The organism is Paenibacillus sp. F4, from assembly GCF_002894905.1.
Taxonomy (GTDB): Bacteria; Bacillota; Bacilli; order Paenibacillales; family Paenibacillaceae; genus Paenibacillus; species Paenibacillus polymyxa_B.
Genome location: NZ_POVS01000011.1, coordinates 71537 through 89663, shown reverse-complemented (window position 1 = coordinate 89663; position 18127 = coordinate 71537). Strand labels below are relative to the sequence as shown.

The window sequence follows — 18127 nt, the reverse complement described above, 5'->3', positions numbered from 1 at the left end:
TTTTAAAAATAAGGAGTGTTCGCCTTGACCATCCATACCCCTAGTCTGGACTGGCTGACCGACGTAACCAAATTTGCTGTACATCGGCTGCCCGCCTATTCCGATCACAAATATTACGCTACGCTTCAGGAAGCGGAGCTGCAAGCTGATATGGCTTGGCGCCATAGCCTGAATGGAAGCTGGAAGTTTAACTATGCAACCAATCCAGCCAGCCGTCCGGTAGAGTTCTATGCTCCTGGCTTTGAGTATGGCGGCTGGAGCGATATTCAGGTGCCGGGTCACATTCAGACGCAAGGCTTTGGCCAAATGCAGTACGTGAATACGATGTATCCGTGGGACGGACATTCGGACGTTCGCCCACCCCATATTCCGGAGGATCACAACCCGGTCGGGAGCTATATCAAAAGCTTTGTTTTGCCGGAAAATATGGCTTCCGACGCACAGCCTGTGTTCATTTCTTTCCAAGGCGTCGAGTCGGCTTTCTATGTATGGCTGAACGGACAATTTGTCGGTTACAGCGAGGACAGCTTTACACCGTCTGATTTTGAACTGACACCGTTCCTGCAAGCAGGCGAAAACAAGCTGGCGGTAGAGGTATATCAAAGAAGTACGGGGGCGTGGCTGGAGGATCAGGACTTTTGGCGTTTTTCCGGTATTTTCAGAGACGTATATCTCTATACCATCCCTACGGTTCACGTACGTGACCTGCATGCCAAGGCGGATCTGGATGCTTCCTACACGCAGGGCCTCCTGGAGCTGAAATTGACCTTGGAAAAGCCGGCAACGGCCTATGCAACTGTCGATGTGAAAGATGCTACCGGCCATGTTGTAGCTTCTTTGAAAGCCGACTTTACGGATGGCACAGCTTCGCTGTCAGCAATCTTGGAGCAAGTGCAGCGCTGGAGCGCCGAGAAACCCTATTTATACACGTTGTTCATTCAAATTTATGATGCCAGTGGATCGCTCGTGGAAGTCATTCCACAAAAAATGGGCTTCCGTAAATTTGAGCTGATCAACAAGATCATGCATTTGAACGGCAAACGTATCGTCTTTAAAGGTGTGAACCGCCATGAATTTAACGCTCGCACCGGACGTGCGATTTCCCGTGAAGATATGCTGTGGGATATCCGAACGCTCAAGCAGAACAATATGAACGCTGTTCGTACCTCTCATTATCCAAACCAGACTCTGTGGTATGAGCTATGCGATGAGTACGGGGTCTATGTAATTGATGAAATGAACTTGGAAACGCACGGTTCCTGGCAAAAACTCGGTGCCGTCGAGCCATCGTGGAATATTCCCGCCAATCTGCCTGAGTGGCAGGATATCGTCATGGATCGCGCCATTTCCATGCTGGAACGGGACAAAAACCATGCGTCCATTCTGATCTGGTCCTGCGGCAATGAGTCGTATGCAGGTGAAGTGCTGCGCAATGTAGCCAACTATTTCCGAGCCACCGACCCGAGCCGTTTGGTACACTACGAAGGCGTGTTTCACAACCGTACGTACGATGATACCAGCGATATGGAGAGCCGGATGTACGCCAAACCCGCAGATATCGAGCAATATCTGAACGACAATCCGCAAAAGCCGTATATCAGTTGCGAATACATGCATGCGATGGGTAATTCCGTAGGCGGCATGCACAAGTATACAGAGCTGGAGAACAAATACGAGCTGTATCAGGGCGGTTTTATTTGGGATTATATTGATCAGGCTGTTATGAAAAAAGATCGCTACGGACGCGAGTACCTCGCGATCGGCGGCGACTTTGACGACCGTGCTACAGACTATGGCTTCTGTACGGACGGAATTGTCTATGCAGACCGGAAGGTTTCGCCGAAGATGCAGGAGGTCAAATTCCTGTATCAAAATCTGAAGCTCACCCCGGATCGCAGCGGTGTAACCCTGCGCAACGAAAACCTGTTCGAGGGAACGGGCGACTATGAGCTGGTATACAGCCTGTTGCATGAAGGTCAAGAGATCGCACGTAATGCCATTCATGTAGATGTAGCGGCTCAGACCGAAGCCTATATTCCACTGACGTTCCCTAATACGGACGAAAAGCCTGGTGAGTACGTTATTCACACCGCTCTGGTTTTGAAGGAAGCGACGCTCTGGGCTGAGGCTGGACACGAAGTGGCCTTCGGACAGCATATTTTCATCGTGGAAGATCCAAATCCGCTGAAGATCCCTACGGGCGGTGCCTTACGAGTGGTGCATGGTGATGTTAACATTGGCGTTCACGGTGCAGATTTCAGTATGATGTTCTCCAAAGGAGCAGGCAGCCTGACTTCACTTCGCTACGCCGGACGTGAGATGATCGCCATGCCTCCTGCCCCATTGTTCTGGCGGGCGACCACAGACAATGATCGGGGAACCGCACTAGGCTTTGAAGCCGGTGGCTGGTTCGCTGCAAGTCTGACACGTAAATGCGTGGACATTGAGGTCACGGAAGAGCAGACAGACTGTGTAATCGTTACATTCCGCTACACGCTGAGCATCCATGCTGACGTACAGGTAACGGTAGCCTACACCGTCTTGGCGGATGGCAGTCTGAACGTAAAATCGACTTATAAAGGCGTCTCAGGATTGCCTAACCTGCCGATCTTTGCCCTTTCGTTCAAGGTTCCAGCGGACTACCACCATCTGGACTGGTACGCGATGGGACCGGAAGAGAATTACATCGACCGTGCCTTTGGCGCGAGACTAGGCGTATTCCACAACGAAGCTGCGGATAACGTATCCGGGTATGTCGTGCCGCAGGAATCCGGCAATCGTACAGGCGTGCGCCGTGTCGATATTACCGACGATTCCCAGCGAGGCATTCGCATTACTGCACCTGCCACCGCGCCTGTGGAATGTAATATTTCGCCGTATACAGCGTTTGAGCTGGAAAGTGCCTACCATCTATATGAGCTACCCAACGTGTATTACACCGTTGTCACCGTAGCTGGCAAGCAAATGGGCGTAGGCGGCGACGACAGCTGGGGTGCTCCAGTACATGAGGAATATCAAATTTCAGCCGATCAAAAGCTGGAATTCGAGTTCACCGTGCAGCGGATATAAATAAACTCCCCGTATAGGCAAGTATATATAACAAAAGCCCTTCCGCTGCTTCCCTGATGGAAAGCCAGAAGGGCCTTTGCATTTTATCATTCCAATCATACTGTCAGCAGAAAATAAAGTCCTAGGTTGTCGTTGTTTCATTGAATCAACGTTTCCCGTTAGTTCATGGATTAATATACAACTAAAATCCAAACTCTGTTACTCTTTCAAGCCACTCACGCATAAGTGACTCAAATAATAGAGCCTGTTCAATCTGAAGATTATGCCCTGCTCGATCTAAAACGGCGAAGGTTGCTCTAGGATAATTATCTAAAATTCTAAAAGCATCTATGTAACCAACGACTGCATCTTGTCGCCCAAGAGTAAATACTGTTGGTTTATCAAAAACTAATTTATCTATATTGGTGGAAAACCCATAGTTTCTTTGAATCTTGCTAAGAAAATCGTAGTCAGCGATCTTACAACCTGCCACTATCTCTTCAGAATACCTTTTCCAATTATATTCATTGAGAACGACTTGATTTGCGCTAAAATCACTTATTTGCTCTTCACTTAAGGTGCCCATAAACTCGCGATCACAATGAACAACAAAATGCTCGGGCAGTATTCTTCTTTTGTGTTTAGGAATAATTAATGGACAAATCAGAGCAGCTCCACCAATACGATCTTTATGTCTATTAATTATTCCCCTTGTAATATATCCACCGTACGATTCGCCTGCTATGAGATAATCCTCGTTTGGGACAAGAGTTTCAATAAAATTTATAACTGCTTCTAGCATATCATCTGAATTACATATTTGATCGTAATCCTTTGTTTGTCCCATTCCAGGCAGGTCAAGATAGATACGACGCCAATCGGAATTACCTTCAAATATCGGTTCCATGCACCCACTCATTAACCGATGGTCTGGTGTAAAACCATGAATCATTATAATCGGTTTACCTTTACCAATTTCCTCGTAATATATATTGGCATTCTTGACTTTACAATATGGCATACAGACCCTCCAAAATTGAGTTATTTATAAAATTCTTACACCAAAGAAGAATCTACATTGTTTTATCAAAAAAAACAGATCTCCGGTTCGTTTTGATTATATACTCATATATAACACATGTAAAGAACACTCGTTCCCTTTTCTTATTTCTAGAGTTAAACTAACCTGCCCGTGAGCTTAATGAAGCAACGTCCGTTTAATACTTTATTTTCCCAGTCTAGAACTTTAGCTAGCTCGTAGCCAGATTGACATACGTTCGCGTGAAATCAAGGTTCTTCAAGTCCCTTTGATCGATCAAAAATTCCAAATACCCTGCGTCCCACCAGCACATGCCGACCTCGTCCAAAGAAGATACCGAGAGCAGAACATGCCAATTTTCCGAAGCCTGATCGTGCTTTTCCCGATTCGTCTGATATTCTTGCAGCTGAGGCAGCACTTCGGATCGTAAATGCTCCGCATAATCGGTATTTCCCCTATGCATAGCTTGCTCGATTTCCTTATGAATCTGGCTCTCACTCTTATGCCAGTTAAACAGAAGGCCCTCCAGCCCGTTTCGGCGTAGATAAGCATCCCGCCGGGTATTCCCGGCAAAAGATTGATGCTGCCCCCACACCGCGTCGCTATGTTCATATAGAAGCTCATAAAGCTCTTCGTACTGATCTACAAGAATATCTCCTAGCTCACCCTCCGACCGAAGGGTAACAATCGGCTGAAAAGAAATTGCACAAGATGTGAAATCCCTGTCCTCGGCACATACTTCAACCTTCCCGGTCGGTGGCATGGTTTTCTTCAAAGCGCTGCTGTCACCGCTATAGTAAAAGATTTTATGGTCAATATCATAGGCGGGCTCATCCAGCCCAAGAAAAAAGTAAAGTATGCCCTGATGAGGCAATCCCTCAAATGGTGAAAAAGGCAGCTCGCTCAAATTAATTTGAGCAATAAATGTATAATATTCCCCGTCTGAATTACAAGGCCACTCTATCGTGGGTGGCAGATCTGGATAGCCGGCGATCCGACTATTTCCAATGTGTTCGTAGTTTTCCTCATGCTCCACATGAAATTGTATAGCAGCTTGAGCTTCCTGATGAATCTCTTCTTTTAAATCTTCATCCAGTGAATACCCTTCCAGTATTCGAGTCAGTTCATCCTTTAATGGTGGTTGTAGCATCTCGCTCGCCCCTTTTTCATCAAGTAATAACATAGCCTGCAACCATTTAAACCCTTACCTCAGATTACCATATTAAGTGACTCCGTCAATTGACCAAATGCTGCACCAGTTGCTCCCTATGGACGGTGGCACCCAACTTTTAGTGGAAATGCACTAGACATTGTTCATAAATGTTTTGTGATAGGCATTCCGGTATTGGGAAGGAGTCATATGGGCTCTCTTTTTGAACAAACGCATAAAGTACTTCTCATCTGTATATCCTGCCTCTTCGGCAACCTGCTTAATGCTCATATCTGTACGGGAAATCAACTCTTTGGCTTTGTTGATACGAATACTGTGAATGAACTCCAGGGGACGCATGCCTGTATTTTGCTTGAACAAACGAGATATATAATCCTTGTTGTAATTGAATTTTCGAGCTAAATCCGTCACGGTCAGGGGCTCTTCAGCATGAATTCGGGTCCACTCAATAATTTTGTTAAAACTCACATTCCCCTGTGAACTGGCAGGATTGGAAAGCAAGCAGCTGAGCGCCAGTTCAGATATCTCGATCAGCAGCGAGGTGAACAAATAATTTGCGCTGTGATACGTAAGATAATGTGAGTTGGCTACATGCAAAATCTGATTGACAATAATATGAATCCGATCCCCGTTATCTGCCTGTACACATTGCGGTAAATAGATATCCCGCATCACACCGTGACGCTGCAAACGTCCATCCAAAGCACTTGTTTCCTGCTTCATTTCCTCATTAGATAGTGCATTCGGGGTCGTGGGAACATCGAAATGAAACCAATAAAATTTCACGCCCGGCAACGATTCCCGGTATCCTTTATGCGTACGACCGGGGTACAGCAATAGAATATCTCCCTCGCCTACTTCAAAATCTTCCCGTTCCTCCCGTATATATACCGTCTCTTGGACACCCAGGATCAGCTCAAAATTCTCAATGGAACGACTCATATGCTTCCATGGTACCTCGTTAACAAACTCGCCTGCCGAGATCAGTTGGATCGGAGCATCTACATTTACTTTCAGATAGGTCATGTTATCGCCTCTTTAGATTCATGTTCGGATTTGTCCACCCATTGTATGGTTAAGCTACTGACATACCGCGATTGCAATGCTAATGTAGTGGAGAAATATACACTTTTATCTTAGCTAAGGAGCGATGATTTTGAAAGCTAAAGCTTTTGACTTGCATAAAGTAAGAATTGATTCCGGTCCACTTTTACATGCGATGGAACTGAATACAGCCTATCTGCTGAGTTTGGAACCCGACCGTTTATTATCACGCTTTCGTGAATATGCGGGACTGGAGCCCAAAGCGGCTCACTATGAAGGCTGGGAAGCGCGTGGCATCAGCGGACATACACTCGGTCACTACCTGTCCGGATGTGCGCTGATGTTTGCCTCCACAGGCGACGAAAGACTGTTGGAACGCGTGAACTATGTAGTCGACGAACTGGAAATATGCCAAAACAGTCATGGAAACGGATACATTTCCGGCATTCCACGTGGGAAAGAGATTTTTGAAGAAGTAAAAGCCGGAGATATCCGCTCCCAGGGCTTTGATCTGAACGGCGGCTGGGTTCCGCTATATACCATGCACAAACTTTTTGCTGGCTTGCGTGATGCACATCTGCTGGCACATCATCCCAAGGCCCTGTCTATAGAAATTAAACTCGGCAACTGGCTGGAAGATGTACTTCAAGGGCTGGACGATGATCAGGTGCAGCAGGTGCTGCATTGCGAGTTTGGCGGTATGAATGAGGTACTGACGGATCTGGCGGAACATTCAGGAGAAGAACGCTTTTTGAGCCTGGCAGAACGCTTTTATCACGGAGAGGTGCTAAATGATCTCGCAGATAGCCAAGATACGTTGGCAGGGCGACATGCCAATACGCAAATTCCCAAAATCATTGGCGCTGCACGGCAATTTGAAATGACAGGCAAACCTCACTATGCGGACCTGTCTCGCTTTTTCTGGGATCGGGTTGTTCACAAGCATTCCTACGTGATCGGCGGCAATAGCTATAATGAACATTTTGGTGAACCTGGCAAGCTGAATGACCGTTTGGGCGAAGGCACCTGTGAAACTTGTAACACCTACAATATGCTGAAATTAACAAGACATATGTTCGAGTGGGACGCCTATGCAGCCTATGCCGACTACTATGAGCGAGCGATGTTCAATCATATCCTGGCTTCACAGCAGCCTGTAGATGGACGTGTGTGCTATTTTGTATCGCTGGAAATGGGGGGACACAAGTCCTTTAATTCTCAATATGAGGATTTCACATGCTGTGTCGGTTCCGGTATGGAAAGCCACTCCATGTACGGCACTGCGATTTATTTTCACACGCCAGAAACGATCTATGTCAATCAATATGTCCCTTCTACCGTGACATGGGACGAGATGGGCGTACAGCTCAAACAAGACACTCTCTTTCCGCAAAATGGACGGGGAACGCTGCGCGTCATCAGCAAGGAACCCAAATCCTTCGCGATCAAGCTAAGATGCCCGCATTGGGCGGAGCAAGGGATGATGATTAAAATCAACGGGGAAGAGTACGTCACAGAGGCCTGTCCTACCAGCTACGTTGTAATGGAACGGGAATGGAGCAATGGGGATACGATCGAGTACGATATTCCTATGACCGTGAGAGTCGAGGAAATGCCGGATAATCCGCGCCGAATTGCTTTTGTGTACGGCCCGCTTGTGCTGGCTGGGGACCTTGGCCCTGTTGAACAGGAGTTCAACGAGGAACGTCTGCTTGCGTCTGTTCTGATCGGAGCGAGCGATTCCCTGACAACGAAGCTGATTGCTGACGGGAACGAGCCTAATACATTCCATATGACCGACTTAGGCTATATCGGAGACTTGAAGCTTCGTCCGTTTTATCAAATGTATGATCGTTCATATACCGTCTATTGGGATCTCTTTTCCCAGGAGGAATGGGCAGCAACAGAGGCAGAATATCGTACCGCATTAGCGTATCAGCTTGAGCTGGAACGACTTACAGTGGACGTTGTGCAGCCTGCCGAAATGCAGCCAGAACGGGATCATGCCTTTACTGGAGAGCACGTAGGTCTGGGGTCCATCTATAACCGCAAATATCGCGATACCTGGCCTGGAGGCTGGTTCTCCTTTGTCATGAAGGTGCTTCCGGATGAGCCTGTCCAATTGGCGGTCACTTATTTGAAGGACTTGAGCCGTCCCCATAGTGACTTTGACATCACTGCGGATGGTCAAATTTTAGGGGAAGGCAAGCTGGAGTCTGAGGAAATGAATAAATTCGAAACGTTCACCTATGAGCTTCCTCTATCTGTGACGAACCACAAGAATGAAGTGACGATTCAATTCAAAGCCCATCCACAAGGCAAGGTGGCGAAAGTGGCTGGATTACGAGTGATCAAAAGTTACCTATAGCATCATTTCGCCTACTCCGTTTTAATTGTTCATTTTTTAAAGTAAGCTTATATAACAACAAGCAGACGCTCCTATAAGCTGTCTGCTTGTTCTGCTTACTGCCTTATACCTTCGAATCATCGTTATTGCTTCATGTTCACTTCACAGCATGTTCATTTCACGGAAACTGTCTCTAATCTTGCGTAGCTCTTGCTGTGCCCTGCTGTATCGGGAAGCGTAGGTCCAGGCAAGCACCTGATGATAATGCGAAGGTGTTTCAATCGTAGTCACGTTATACATAATTGGAGTACCTTCCACTTCCCCTTTCAGGGTAAATTCGATGGCAGGGTATCCATTTACCTCGATGTCGGAAGGGTTCCCCAATTCAGGGGCCATAATTCCTGATACCAAATGATCCTCAATGATTCCTTTATATTCTTGAAGAGTCATACTGCTGTCAAAATCGCTTTTCGGTTCAGACAATACAATCAGATATCTTTCGGTAAATTCATTTTTAATGGAGATGTCCGCATCCTCATTAATCATGTTATCTCGTGACCAATTCCACGGAGCCGTAACCGCAAACTGATCATCCTTACTAACAAAAACCTCGGGCTTCACCATTTGTGTGATGAGCGAAGAAATAAGGGATACAGCGAAGATGACCGAAATGATCGTCATCAGGATGATTACCCCGGACAAAATTCCGGTTTTTTTTCTGCTCACTGTCCCCAAATCCCGTACCTTAACCACATATGTATTCGCAGCCATATCTCCAATCCGTTGTTTCCGAGGTGTCACCAGCACACATATACCAGCGGGCAGCCCGAAGAAAAGCAGCGGATTCGTATCCACCAAATGTATAAGGGTACGGATCAAGGATTTAACCATGCCCGGCGGTTTCCCTTCTCCATTTACGACCTGAATGCGAAGTACAAACTTGCCCAGCGTATAGCCTGTAAGTCCTTCCAGTAACAGATAATAGCAGAAGGAGCCCATCAGGAAGAGCATCACTACCAAGCCCATATTTGGGGTTGCCGCTTCAGATACTTTTTTCGCTGTAAAATAAACCAGCCCTCCATACCCAAAGACGATAAGAATGAAGTCAATCATCCAGGCCGCCCATCTTCTGAAGAAGATAGAGGCTCCGTATGTTTCTGATAATACCGCCATCTTATCCGGTTCTCGTCGATGGTAGTTGCCATTCGTCGCATATGGTCCCGGAGCTACTGTAGATGGATTGTTCGTTACATCTTGTTCTTCCAAATGATACACCCCTGATGTCAATTTAATCCCAGTTAAGTATAACATCCTTTTTCATCCAGCGGAGCAAGCCTGACAGTGCACTGGAGTAAACCGAATCCCGCCGATAAACAAACCACACCTCTAATTTGCGATATTTTTCAGGTAAACGATGAGAAGCAATACTTCCCGCCTCCTCTGCCTTTGCAATCGACGATTGTGGCAACATAGACACCCCCAGACCAGAGGCTACACCACCCAAAATGACTTCCAAGGTTCCGAACTCCATAACCTGATAGGCATCCACACCCGCTTCGCTCAGAAAGCTTTCCGCTCTTGTACGATGCGTGCACCCTACGTCGAAAAACAGCATAGGCTTGGCAAGCAGCTCGTTCATGTCCTTTTTCCCTGGTTCCGAGATGAGCACCAATTCCTCTTCAAAAGCTGCAACATACTCTATATGCGGATCATCGACGGGGCCATAGACGAACGCTCCATCTAATTCGTAATTCAATACCTTTTGTACGAGATCATGGGTGATGCCTGTCATAAGCGATAGATGGACATCAGGATATTGAGCGTGATACTCCGTCAATAAAGAAGTCAGATGCGTAACCGCCGCCGTCTCAATCGACCCCAGTCGCAAAGGTCCCGCAGGATGGTCTGAATATTGAGTGGACTTTACAGCCTCGTCCAGCAAGGTCAGTATGGTATCCGCATATTCCAGCAGATTCTCTCCTGCCGACGTTAGCGTCATTCCCCGATTAGATCGGCGAAATAGCGGTACGTTCAGTTGTGCCTCAAGCTGCTGAATCCGCGAGGTCACATTGGACTGTACATAATTCAAGGCTTGCGCAGCCTTCGTGATACTGCCCTCGCGAGCGACAGCCTGAAAAATTTTCAAATCACTGCTTTCCATGTATACGTCACCTGCTTGGTATGATCATTTATGATACTCACGTTCGATTTTGTTCATTTTACCGGACGCTTGCCGCTCTGTACAATTCAATGTACATGCAAATACATCTAAACTCGAACCACGGGAGGTTTTAAAATGAAAGCCGTAATCCATGCCAGCAAAAGCGGCCCTGAGGGCCTGATGTATACAGACATTACGGACAGACAGCCGGGACACAACGAAGTGAAGGTAAAACTCAAAGCCGCAGGCTTGAACCATCGGGACCTATTCCTCATGGCAGATCGAACAGCCAACGATGCTCCACTCATTCTGGGGTCGGATGGAGCAGGCGTGATCGAGGCTGTGGGTGCTGGTGTCCCAACCTCGCTGGTAGGCACCGATGTAATTATCAATCCCTGTATCGGATGGGAGAATACGCATCATGTTCCCTTAGTTCCAGCCATTCTGGGCGGACCTTCGGACGGGACATTCGCTGAATCGGTTATCATCCCCGTCCAAAATGCCGTCAGCAAGCCAGCATACCTTTCATGGGAAGAAGCAGGGGTACTGCCTTTGTCTGCTTTGACCGCTTACCGCGCGCTCTTCACAAGAGGCCAATTGCAGGAGGGTGAGCACGTCCTCATTCCCGGTATTGGCGGTGGTGTAGCCACGTGTGCCATGCTTATGGCTTTAGCGGCAGGTGCACGGGTCAGCGTCACATCACGTAGCCAAGCAAAGAGGCAGGCTGTCCTCGCCCATGGCGCTAATCATGCATTCGACAGCCATAGCGGATGGAAAGAAAATATGAACGGAGACACCGTGGATCTGGTCCTTGACAGTATCGGTCCTGCTACGTTCGATAAATATTTTGATATCCTCAAGCCGAACGGTCGGATCGTTACATTTGGCGCAAGCTCAGGAGATCGAGTAGAGATTCCGCTACGGTCTATATTTTTCCCTCAAATCAGCATCATCGGCACCTCTATGGGCAGTGGCGAGGAATTCGCAGCTATGCTTCAGTTTATGGAGCGCCATGCACTCCATCCGATTATAGATAGCGTATTTCCTCTACAAAGCACAACACAAGCCTTCCACCGTATGCAGCAGGGAGCGCAGTTAGGCAATATAGGGATCAGGATGGAGTAAGGGGCCTGAACGAAGTATAGGAATAGAAAAAAATCCACTACCGTAAAATGCCTTCATCCAGAAGTCAATTTTATGGTAGTGGACCTATTCAATCGATCAAACGATGCTGGACCCATTTGTTGCCGCGGAAGCGCCAAAGGAAAACGAGTCCCCGCACGCCCCATTCAATATCCATGGCCAGCCAGACACCAACAATCCCCAGGTTGAACACAATGCCCAAAATATACCCGAGTACCACCCGGCACAACCACATGGACAGCATTGAGGTGAGGGACGTAAATTTTGAATCACCTGCTGCCCTTAGGGCAGAGGGTGTAATAAAGGCAATGGACCAGAGCGGAATCTGGGCCAACGTATTAATCAGTATGACAACAAAGATGTCATCTACGATTTCAGCAGGCGGATGAAACAGCCCCACCATCGGCTCAAACAAAGGCATCAGTATGAGCCCCATTACAATAAACGAACAAGACGACAGCCAAATAAACGATTTGGTAAACTTGCGTGCATCCTCGACATTTCGACGCCCCATACATTGACCGACCACGGTTACAATCGTAAGTGCCAAAGCATTCGCAGGGATTTGGAACACGTTAGCTAGGGATGAGCAAATGGCATTCGTCGCCAACGCATTAGTCCCCAGGCTCACAATGAAAATTTGGGTTAAAATTTTCCCCCCATTGAAAAACATCTGTTCCGCTGCAAAGGGAAGCCCGATAAACAGAATCTTTTTAAGCATAGCCAGATTAAAATAAAGCATATCTCTAAGCTGAACACGCAAATCATCATCTACCCTGACCAAATAGATCAGCGCGCATACTGCTCCTGCATATCTGGACACATTGACGGCAATCGTCATGCCCAGCACACCCATATCCAATACATTAATGAATACCACATTAAGAAGCACATACGAGAGGTTCATGATGAGCGAAAGAGCCAGCGATGCCCTCGTCTTCCCAATTCCCCTCAGCGCCCCACACACTGCCTCAACGATTGCAATCCCTACAAAAGACATACAGCTTCCCAGCAGATATACCTTACCGTTAGCTAATACATCAGGCGAGGCGGAACCAAACAGAACACTTAAAATCGGATTGTACAACACGATCATAAACAAACTGATACATAAAGCCAGCAAGGAAACGGAGGAAATGGTGCCGGATGCGGCTTTAGAGACCATGAGGTCGTTACCGCTCCCCTTATACTGTGCCACGACAACCGTTCCCCCGGTAGACACTGCAACAAACACATTAATCAGAAAAATATTCAAAGAATCGATCATATTTACAGCACTGACTGCCGCCATCCCCGACGAGCTAATCATTGCCGTGTTCACCAAATTAAGACCCACGATAAAAGCCTGATCAATCAGAAGCGGGATAAACAGCGCAATAATCTGTCGATAATCAATAGACTCTCCTGAAAAATGCTTATTCAGAAAGCCATGTGTTCTCATCCTTACACTCAGTTGACTCATATCATCACATTCTTTTTCTCAAATTGAAAAAAACCCTTCAACAGAAGAGCCTTCATGGCGAAAAAATGTATAAAGTTGCAAGGCTAGATGTGTCTAGTTCTTGATTCTGTACACTTTCTCTACATAGAAGTATTACTCCAAAAGAAAATCCTGTCAATGTTTTTACTCACATTTGAATAGAAAAAACAAAAAAACCTGCTCAGCTCAGTGAACAGGTTTTGGAGCAGCATTATAATGTTTTAATATGTCATTAAAACCTTGTTAAAAGAATGTCTATGATCTTCTTGCAATTAAATCTTGTTGAATAGAAGCTTCATTCTTTTCGAACTTTTTATAAAAAAACATAGGAATGATTCCGATCAAGAAGACGATAAATGGCAGCCAGATAAAGCTAAACTGAATGCCAGACAACGCCGTAGGAGTTTGAACTTTCCCAGCGATGTAACCGGTGCTGCCCATGATCCATGCTGGCAATAATCCGCCGATTCCGCTACCCGCTTTAATACAGAATGCGCTTCCAATGGAGGTCAGGAAGCCACTTGCCCGGATACCATTTTTCCATTCCCCGTAATCGACTGTATCTGACAACATCGCAAACGGCATAGAACATGCAAAGCCTGATCCTAACGCACCAATAATCCAGCCGATAATAATGAGGGTTAAGTCTGTACTTCCCATTAAAATCACGACTTGACCCAGCGCAGCTAATATCAATCCGATAATCATAATCGCATTTTTACTTAATTTTCTGGCGAAAAACGGAATCAGAACCATCGAGATCAACTGCAAGGAGGTCAGTCCATTGATTAAAGGCACTAAGTCCTTACTGTCCAGATTGTACTGCAGATAAAAGATTAGCGTTGCTGAACGAATATTCAAACCAATCCAGTAACACAAGTTGGCAGCTACAACGAGCATCCAGGGCCAGTTTCGTTTGATGGCTGTAAAGCTTTTAGCAATGGGAACGGATTTCGTTTTCACTGCTGCATTTTCTCGCAAATCGGCAAACGCTATGAAAAACATAATAATCGCCATGATTCCAAATAAAACGAGTGTTAAGGAAAATCCTTTTTGATCATTTCCCTGTCCAAAGAAAGCGACCAAAGGTAACGTAAACGTCGTGGCGATGAAGAAACCCACATTCCCCCCGACCATGCGGAAGGAGTTCAAGACTACGCGTTCATTGGAATTGGTGCTCAGATTAGGCAGAATAGACGTAATCGGCGTACTAATTCCTGTGTACAGGATGCCGGCTATGATATACGTAATGGCGGCATATGCAATTTTGCCCGACTCACTCCAATTGGGTGTCGTAAACGTAAGGACCATGAACACAGCGAACGGGATCGCTAACCATAGAAAATAGGGTCTGCTCTGGCCGTATTTTGACTTGGTTCGGTCAATCAGGATGCCCCAAATCGGGGCATCAATGGCATCGATAAAACGGGTGATAAATAGTAATGTCCCGGCAATCCCAATAGAAAGACCGAACACATCTGTATAAAAATATAATAGATAACTGGAAATAACACAGTATAGTAGATTGCCTGCTGTATCCGTTAATGAATAGCTGATTTTACGATGAAAAGGAACGGTACTTGCTGCCTTTTCCGGTGGTTCCGTACTCACAATTCTCGTACTCATGATCTTTCCTCTCCCCATGCGAATGAATTATGATTCATAAACCCATACACGCATTTCCCCTTTAGCCCGATTGCACCAGGCGTAGTAAGGAATGGCGGTAATTTGTTGAGGAACAAATTCAGGAGGCTCCGAGCTATATAATGCATTCGAATTTTTTAGCCGGTGTCCCTCTATGGTCAGCTTTACAATGCCACCCAGCAGGTTTTCGCTGAACTCTTCTGTAATGAGGCTGTCCTTCGTCAATCTTAATCCTGCCAAATTCGCCCCATTATCCACTTCTTCCAGACAGAACACGACTGGGCCGCGTTGGAGAGCAATTTGCTGCTGGTTCATGGAGACCAGTGGATTGCTCCGAATGCGCTCAACCGGCATAGCCAAATGCAGAGTTACCACATCTCCGTCCTTCCAAGTACGCTGAATCTCGATATAGCCATTTTCCAGATGGTCTAATGATATAGCTTCCCCATTCACCTTTACCTCTGCCTGCTTGCACCAACCCGGAATCCGCAGTGCCCATTTGAAGGAAGTCGACTCTGTTACGTGGATCGAAAAGGTTAGATCCGCATCCCATGGATAATGATGAGTTTGTGTAATTTCAACCTCATGACCAGATAAAGTCATGCTCACCTTGCTAGCAATATACAGATGCGTATACAACGTATCATCCGTTTGGGTATACATATTGTCCTCAACTGATGCAATCATTCGTGCCAAATTTGGCGGACAGCAGGCGCAGAAAAACCATTTTTGCCGTTCTGTTTTTACATGCTCCTGATCTTTTCTGGATTTTTGAAAAGGGTTAACCTCCAGCGGATTCACGTAGAAAAACCGTTTCCCGTCCAGGTCCATCCCACTAATCGTTCCGTTGTATAGCGCACGCTCCAGCACATCGGCATATTTCCGGTCTGGCGCTAAGCGCAGCATACGATTGGCCCAAAAGGCCAGCCCTACAGAGGCGCAGGTCTCACAGTACATGCTGTCATTGGGAAGATCGTGATGGCAAGTGAACGCTTCCGCGTTTACAGTAGAACCGATCCCTGCGGTGATGTACATTTTGTGATTCGTTACATCATCCCACAGCGTTTCACAGGTTTGTAACAGGGAAGCATCCCCTGTTTTCGCGGCCAAGTCCGCCATCGCTATATACAGATACACCGCTCTCACCGCATGGCCGACTGCCTCTTTTTGTTCCCGCACAGGTTGGTGTGCTTGCTGATATTCGAAGCCTAAGCCAAAATTAATGTTGTTATCATCATTCCAGGTGGGCTCTGTTTGAATATGTTTTCTCTTTTCTTGTTCCTCTGCAAAGTAAATAGGATGCTGTCCCCGCTGTTCAATAAAATATTGCGCTAATTTGAGATATTGATCCTTTGCAGTTACGTCGTATAATTTGATCAGGGCCAACTCAATTTCTTCATGTCCCGGGTAGCCTTTCCGTTTCCCTTCTTCCGTACCAAAAACCTGCTGAATTAGGTCTACGTATTTCTCCATAATGTGAAGAAACTTCGTTTTGCCCGTCGTTTCATAATAAGCAACAGCCGCTTCTATAAAATGCCCTGCACAATACAGCTCATGATTGTCTCTTAAGTTGGTCCAGCGATTATTGGGTTCCTTGAGCAGATAGTACGTATTCAGATACCCATCCTCAGCTTGAGCTCTGCCCAACAATTCAATCACTTCATCAGCCCGCTCTTCAAGCGCAGGATTCGGATGATCCCTTAAGCTGAAGGCAACCGTCTCCAGCCATTTGGCAAGATCACTGTCCTGGAAAACGGTTCCATAGTACTCCCCACTGGATTCCCCGGCTGCAATCCTAAAGTTTTCAATCGCATGACTGGGTTCTGTATCTGGTAATTCATCATTTAATGCTTTCCACTGATAAGGAATAACCTCTTCCGCCACAACCTGCTTATACTTTTTCCAAAATAAATCGTCAACGATGACATGCTTAACTGGCTTTGCCGTTTTCATTGGATAAACATCCCTTCCTGGAAATAGAACGCTTTCATTTTTGAAAAAATAAGGATAAAGTAATGATAATATCGTACAAGCTAACCTGATCTCCCCTTGCTACAGTCCTTATTTTATCAACCTGAATTTATAAAAAAAATCGCGATCTTTAACTAAAACTTATACGATTTCACACACAAAGGAGCTGGCTTCCATGAGCAAAACAGACTTTCTATCATTCCTTGTCCCTCCACTGCCTTATTTCATTGAAGGGAATTTTACTACATATCAAAAAGGGGATTGGCACCCGAATCGGTATAATCTGGGTTATTTTGACGTAATAATCATTAAAGAAGGATTGCTACACATTGGCGAAGAGAACGAAGTGTGGAAGGTAACTGAAAATTACGCGCTCATTCTTGAACCGGATAAACATCATTTTCCCATTGAGGCATGTACAGAACAAACCTCCTTTTACTGGTTCCATTTTCAAACCAATAGCATGTGGTGCGCCCAATCCTCGCCCAATCCAATTATACCCAGTACCCCCATTCCCGAGCTGCATTTTCATTCAGAACATACGACCATTCATTTGCCCAAAATTCAAAAAGTGGTGAATCCACATGAGCTATTTTCGAAATTAGACTATTTACTAGCCTCTACTTTAAAACCTAGAAAACTGGCACTATGGGAGGCCCAACAGACGTTTGTGAATGTTTTTCAGAGTTTGGAGTATGATCAGAATAATAAAGACAGCTCCTCTAAGTTGGCGGAACAGATCGAAATATACCTAAAACAGAATTACAAAAATACAATCACCAATAAAGATTTGGAGACCCATTTTCACGTACATCAGAACTATCTCGCCAGATGTATGAAGGTCGCCTTCCAGCGCACACCGCTTGAGTATTTAATGGATTATCGACTGGATCAAGGGCGTAGTCTTTTGCTACAAACCGACTGGTCTGTCCAACAAATCACCGAGGAAACGGGATTCTCCCAAGCAAGCTATTTCTCCAAATGTTTTAAAGAAAAATTCGGAATGTCTCCAAAGAATTACAGACAACAATACTGGAAACCAGTCCATTGAATGCTTACATCGCCTTTACATTCCTTTT

The 18127-nt window shown here is 46.0% G+C and carries 12 protein-coding genes; 4 read left to right on the top strand and 8 right to left on the bottom strand.

The features are described from left to right. Nucleotides 1-24: 24 nt before the first annotated feature. Nucleotides 25-3069: a beta-galactosidase, LacZ type gene (lacZ, locus tag C1T21_RS11905; protein WP_103048401.1), complete on the top strand. Its 3045-nt coding sequence runs from the start codon at nt 25-27 to the stop codon at nt 3067-3069. Between the two features lie 181 nt (nt 3070-3250). On the opposite strand, the gene C1T21_RS11900 is transcribed toward lacZ, so the two are convergent. The 3 genes from C1T21_RS11900 to C1T21_RS11890 form a co-directional block, all read right to left on the bottom strand. Beyond that, nucleotides 3251-4069: an alpha/beta fold hydrolase gene (locus tag C1T21_RS11900; RefSeq protein ID WP_103048400.1), complete on the bottom strand. Its 819-nt coding sequence runs from the start codon at nt 4067-4069 to the stop codon at nt 3251-3253. Between the two features lie 229 nt (nt 4070-4298). Beyond that, nucleotides 4299-5237 (bottom strand): YwqG family protein, encoded by a 939-nt coding sequence (locus tag C1T21_RS11895; RefSeq protein ID WP_103048489.1) that lies wholly within the window; start codon nt 5235-5237, stop codon nt 4299-4301. A gap of 153 nt (nt 5238-5390) precedes the next feature. Further along, on the bottom strand, nt 5391-6284 hold the full coding sequence (locus C1T21_RS11890) for an AraC family transcriptional regulator (protein WP_103048399.1): 894 nt from the start codon (nt 6282-6284) through the stop codon (nt 5391-5393). 130 nt (nt 6285-6414) lie between these two features. On the opposite strand from C1T21_RS11890, the gene C1T21_RS11885 reads away from it, so the two are divergent. After that, nucleotides 6415-8670 (top strand): glycoside hydrolase family 127 protein, encoded by a 2256-nt coding sequence (locus C1T21_RS11885; RefSeq protein WP_103048398.1) that lies wholly within the window; start codon nt 6415-6417, stop codon nt 8668-8670. A gap of 141 nt (nt 8671-8811) precedes the next feature. On the opposite strand, the gene C1T21_RS11880 is transcribed toward C1T21_RS11885, so the two are convergent. Both C1T21_RS11880 and C1T21_RS11875 read right to left on the bottom strand, forming a co-directional pair. Further along, nucleotides 8812-9960 (bottom strand): RDD family protein, encoded by a 1149-nt coding sequence (locus C1T21_RS11880; RefSeq protein ID WP_103048397.1) that lies wholly within the window; start codon nt 9958-9960, stop codon nt 8812-8814. Further along, nucleotides 9938-10810 (bottom strand): LysR family transcriptional regulator, encoded by an 873-nt coding sequence (locus C1T21_RS11875; RefSeq protein WP_103048488.1) that lies wholly within the window; start codon nt 10808-10810, stop codon nt 9938-9940. The genes C1T21_RS11880 and C1T21_RS11875 overlap by 23 nt, the downstream gene beginning before the upstream one ends. Before the next feature lie 135 nt (nt 10811-10945). Between C1T21_RS11875 and C1T21_RS11870 the strand changes: the two genes are divergently transcribed. Continuing rightward, nucleotides 10946-11935: a zinc-binding dehydrogenase gene (locus C1T21_RS11870; protein WP_103048396.1), complete on the top strand. Its 990-nt coding sequence runs from the start codon at nt 10946-10948 to the stop codon at nt 11933-11935. Between the two features lie 88 nt (nt 11936-12023). Here C1T21_RS11870 and C1T21_RS11865 read toward each other — a convergent pair whose 3' ends face one another. From C1T21_RS11865 to C1T21_RS11855, 3 genes are all read right to left on the bottom strand, one after another. Then, nucleotides 12024-13415 (bottom strand): MATE family efflux transporter, encoded by a 1392-nt coding sequence (locus C1T21_RS11865; RefSeq protein WP_103048395.1) that lies wholly within the window; start codon nt 13413-13415, stop codon nt 12024-12026. 273 nt (nt 13416-13688) lie between these two features. Next, on the bottom strand, nt 13689-15059 hold the full coding sequence (locus tag C1T21_RS11860) for a glycoside-pentoside-hexuronide (GPH):cation symporter (RefSeq protein WP_076295711.1): 1371 nt from the start codon (nt 15057-15059) through the stop codon (nt 13689-13691). Nucleotides 15060-15086: 27 nt separating this feature from the next. Continuing rightward, nucleotides 15087-17030, bottom strand: coding sequence for a glycoside hydrolase family 127 protein (locus C1T21_RS11855; protein ID WP_103048394.1), 1944 nt, complete (start codon nt 17028-17030; stop codon nt 15087-15089). A 193-nt stretch (nt 17031-17223) separates the two neighbouring features. On the opposite strand from C1T21_RS11855, the gene C1T21_RS11850 reads away from it, so the two are divergent. Beyond that, complete coding sequence (locus C1T21_RS11850) at nt 17224-18099, top strand: helix-turn-helix transcriptional regulator (protein ID WP_103048393.1); 876 nt, start codon at nt 17224-17226, stop codon at nt 18097-18099. Nucleotides 18100-18127: the final 28 nt, after the last annotated feature.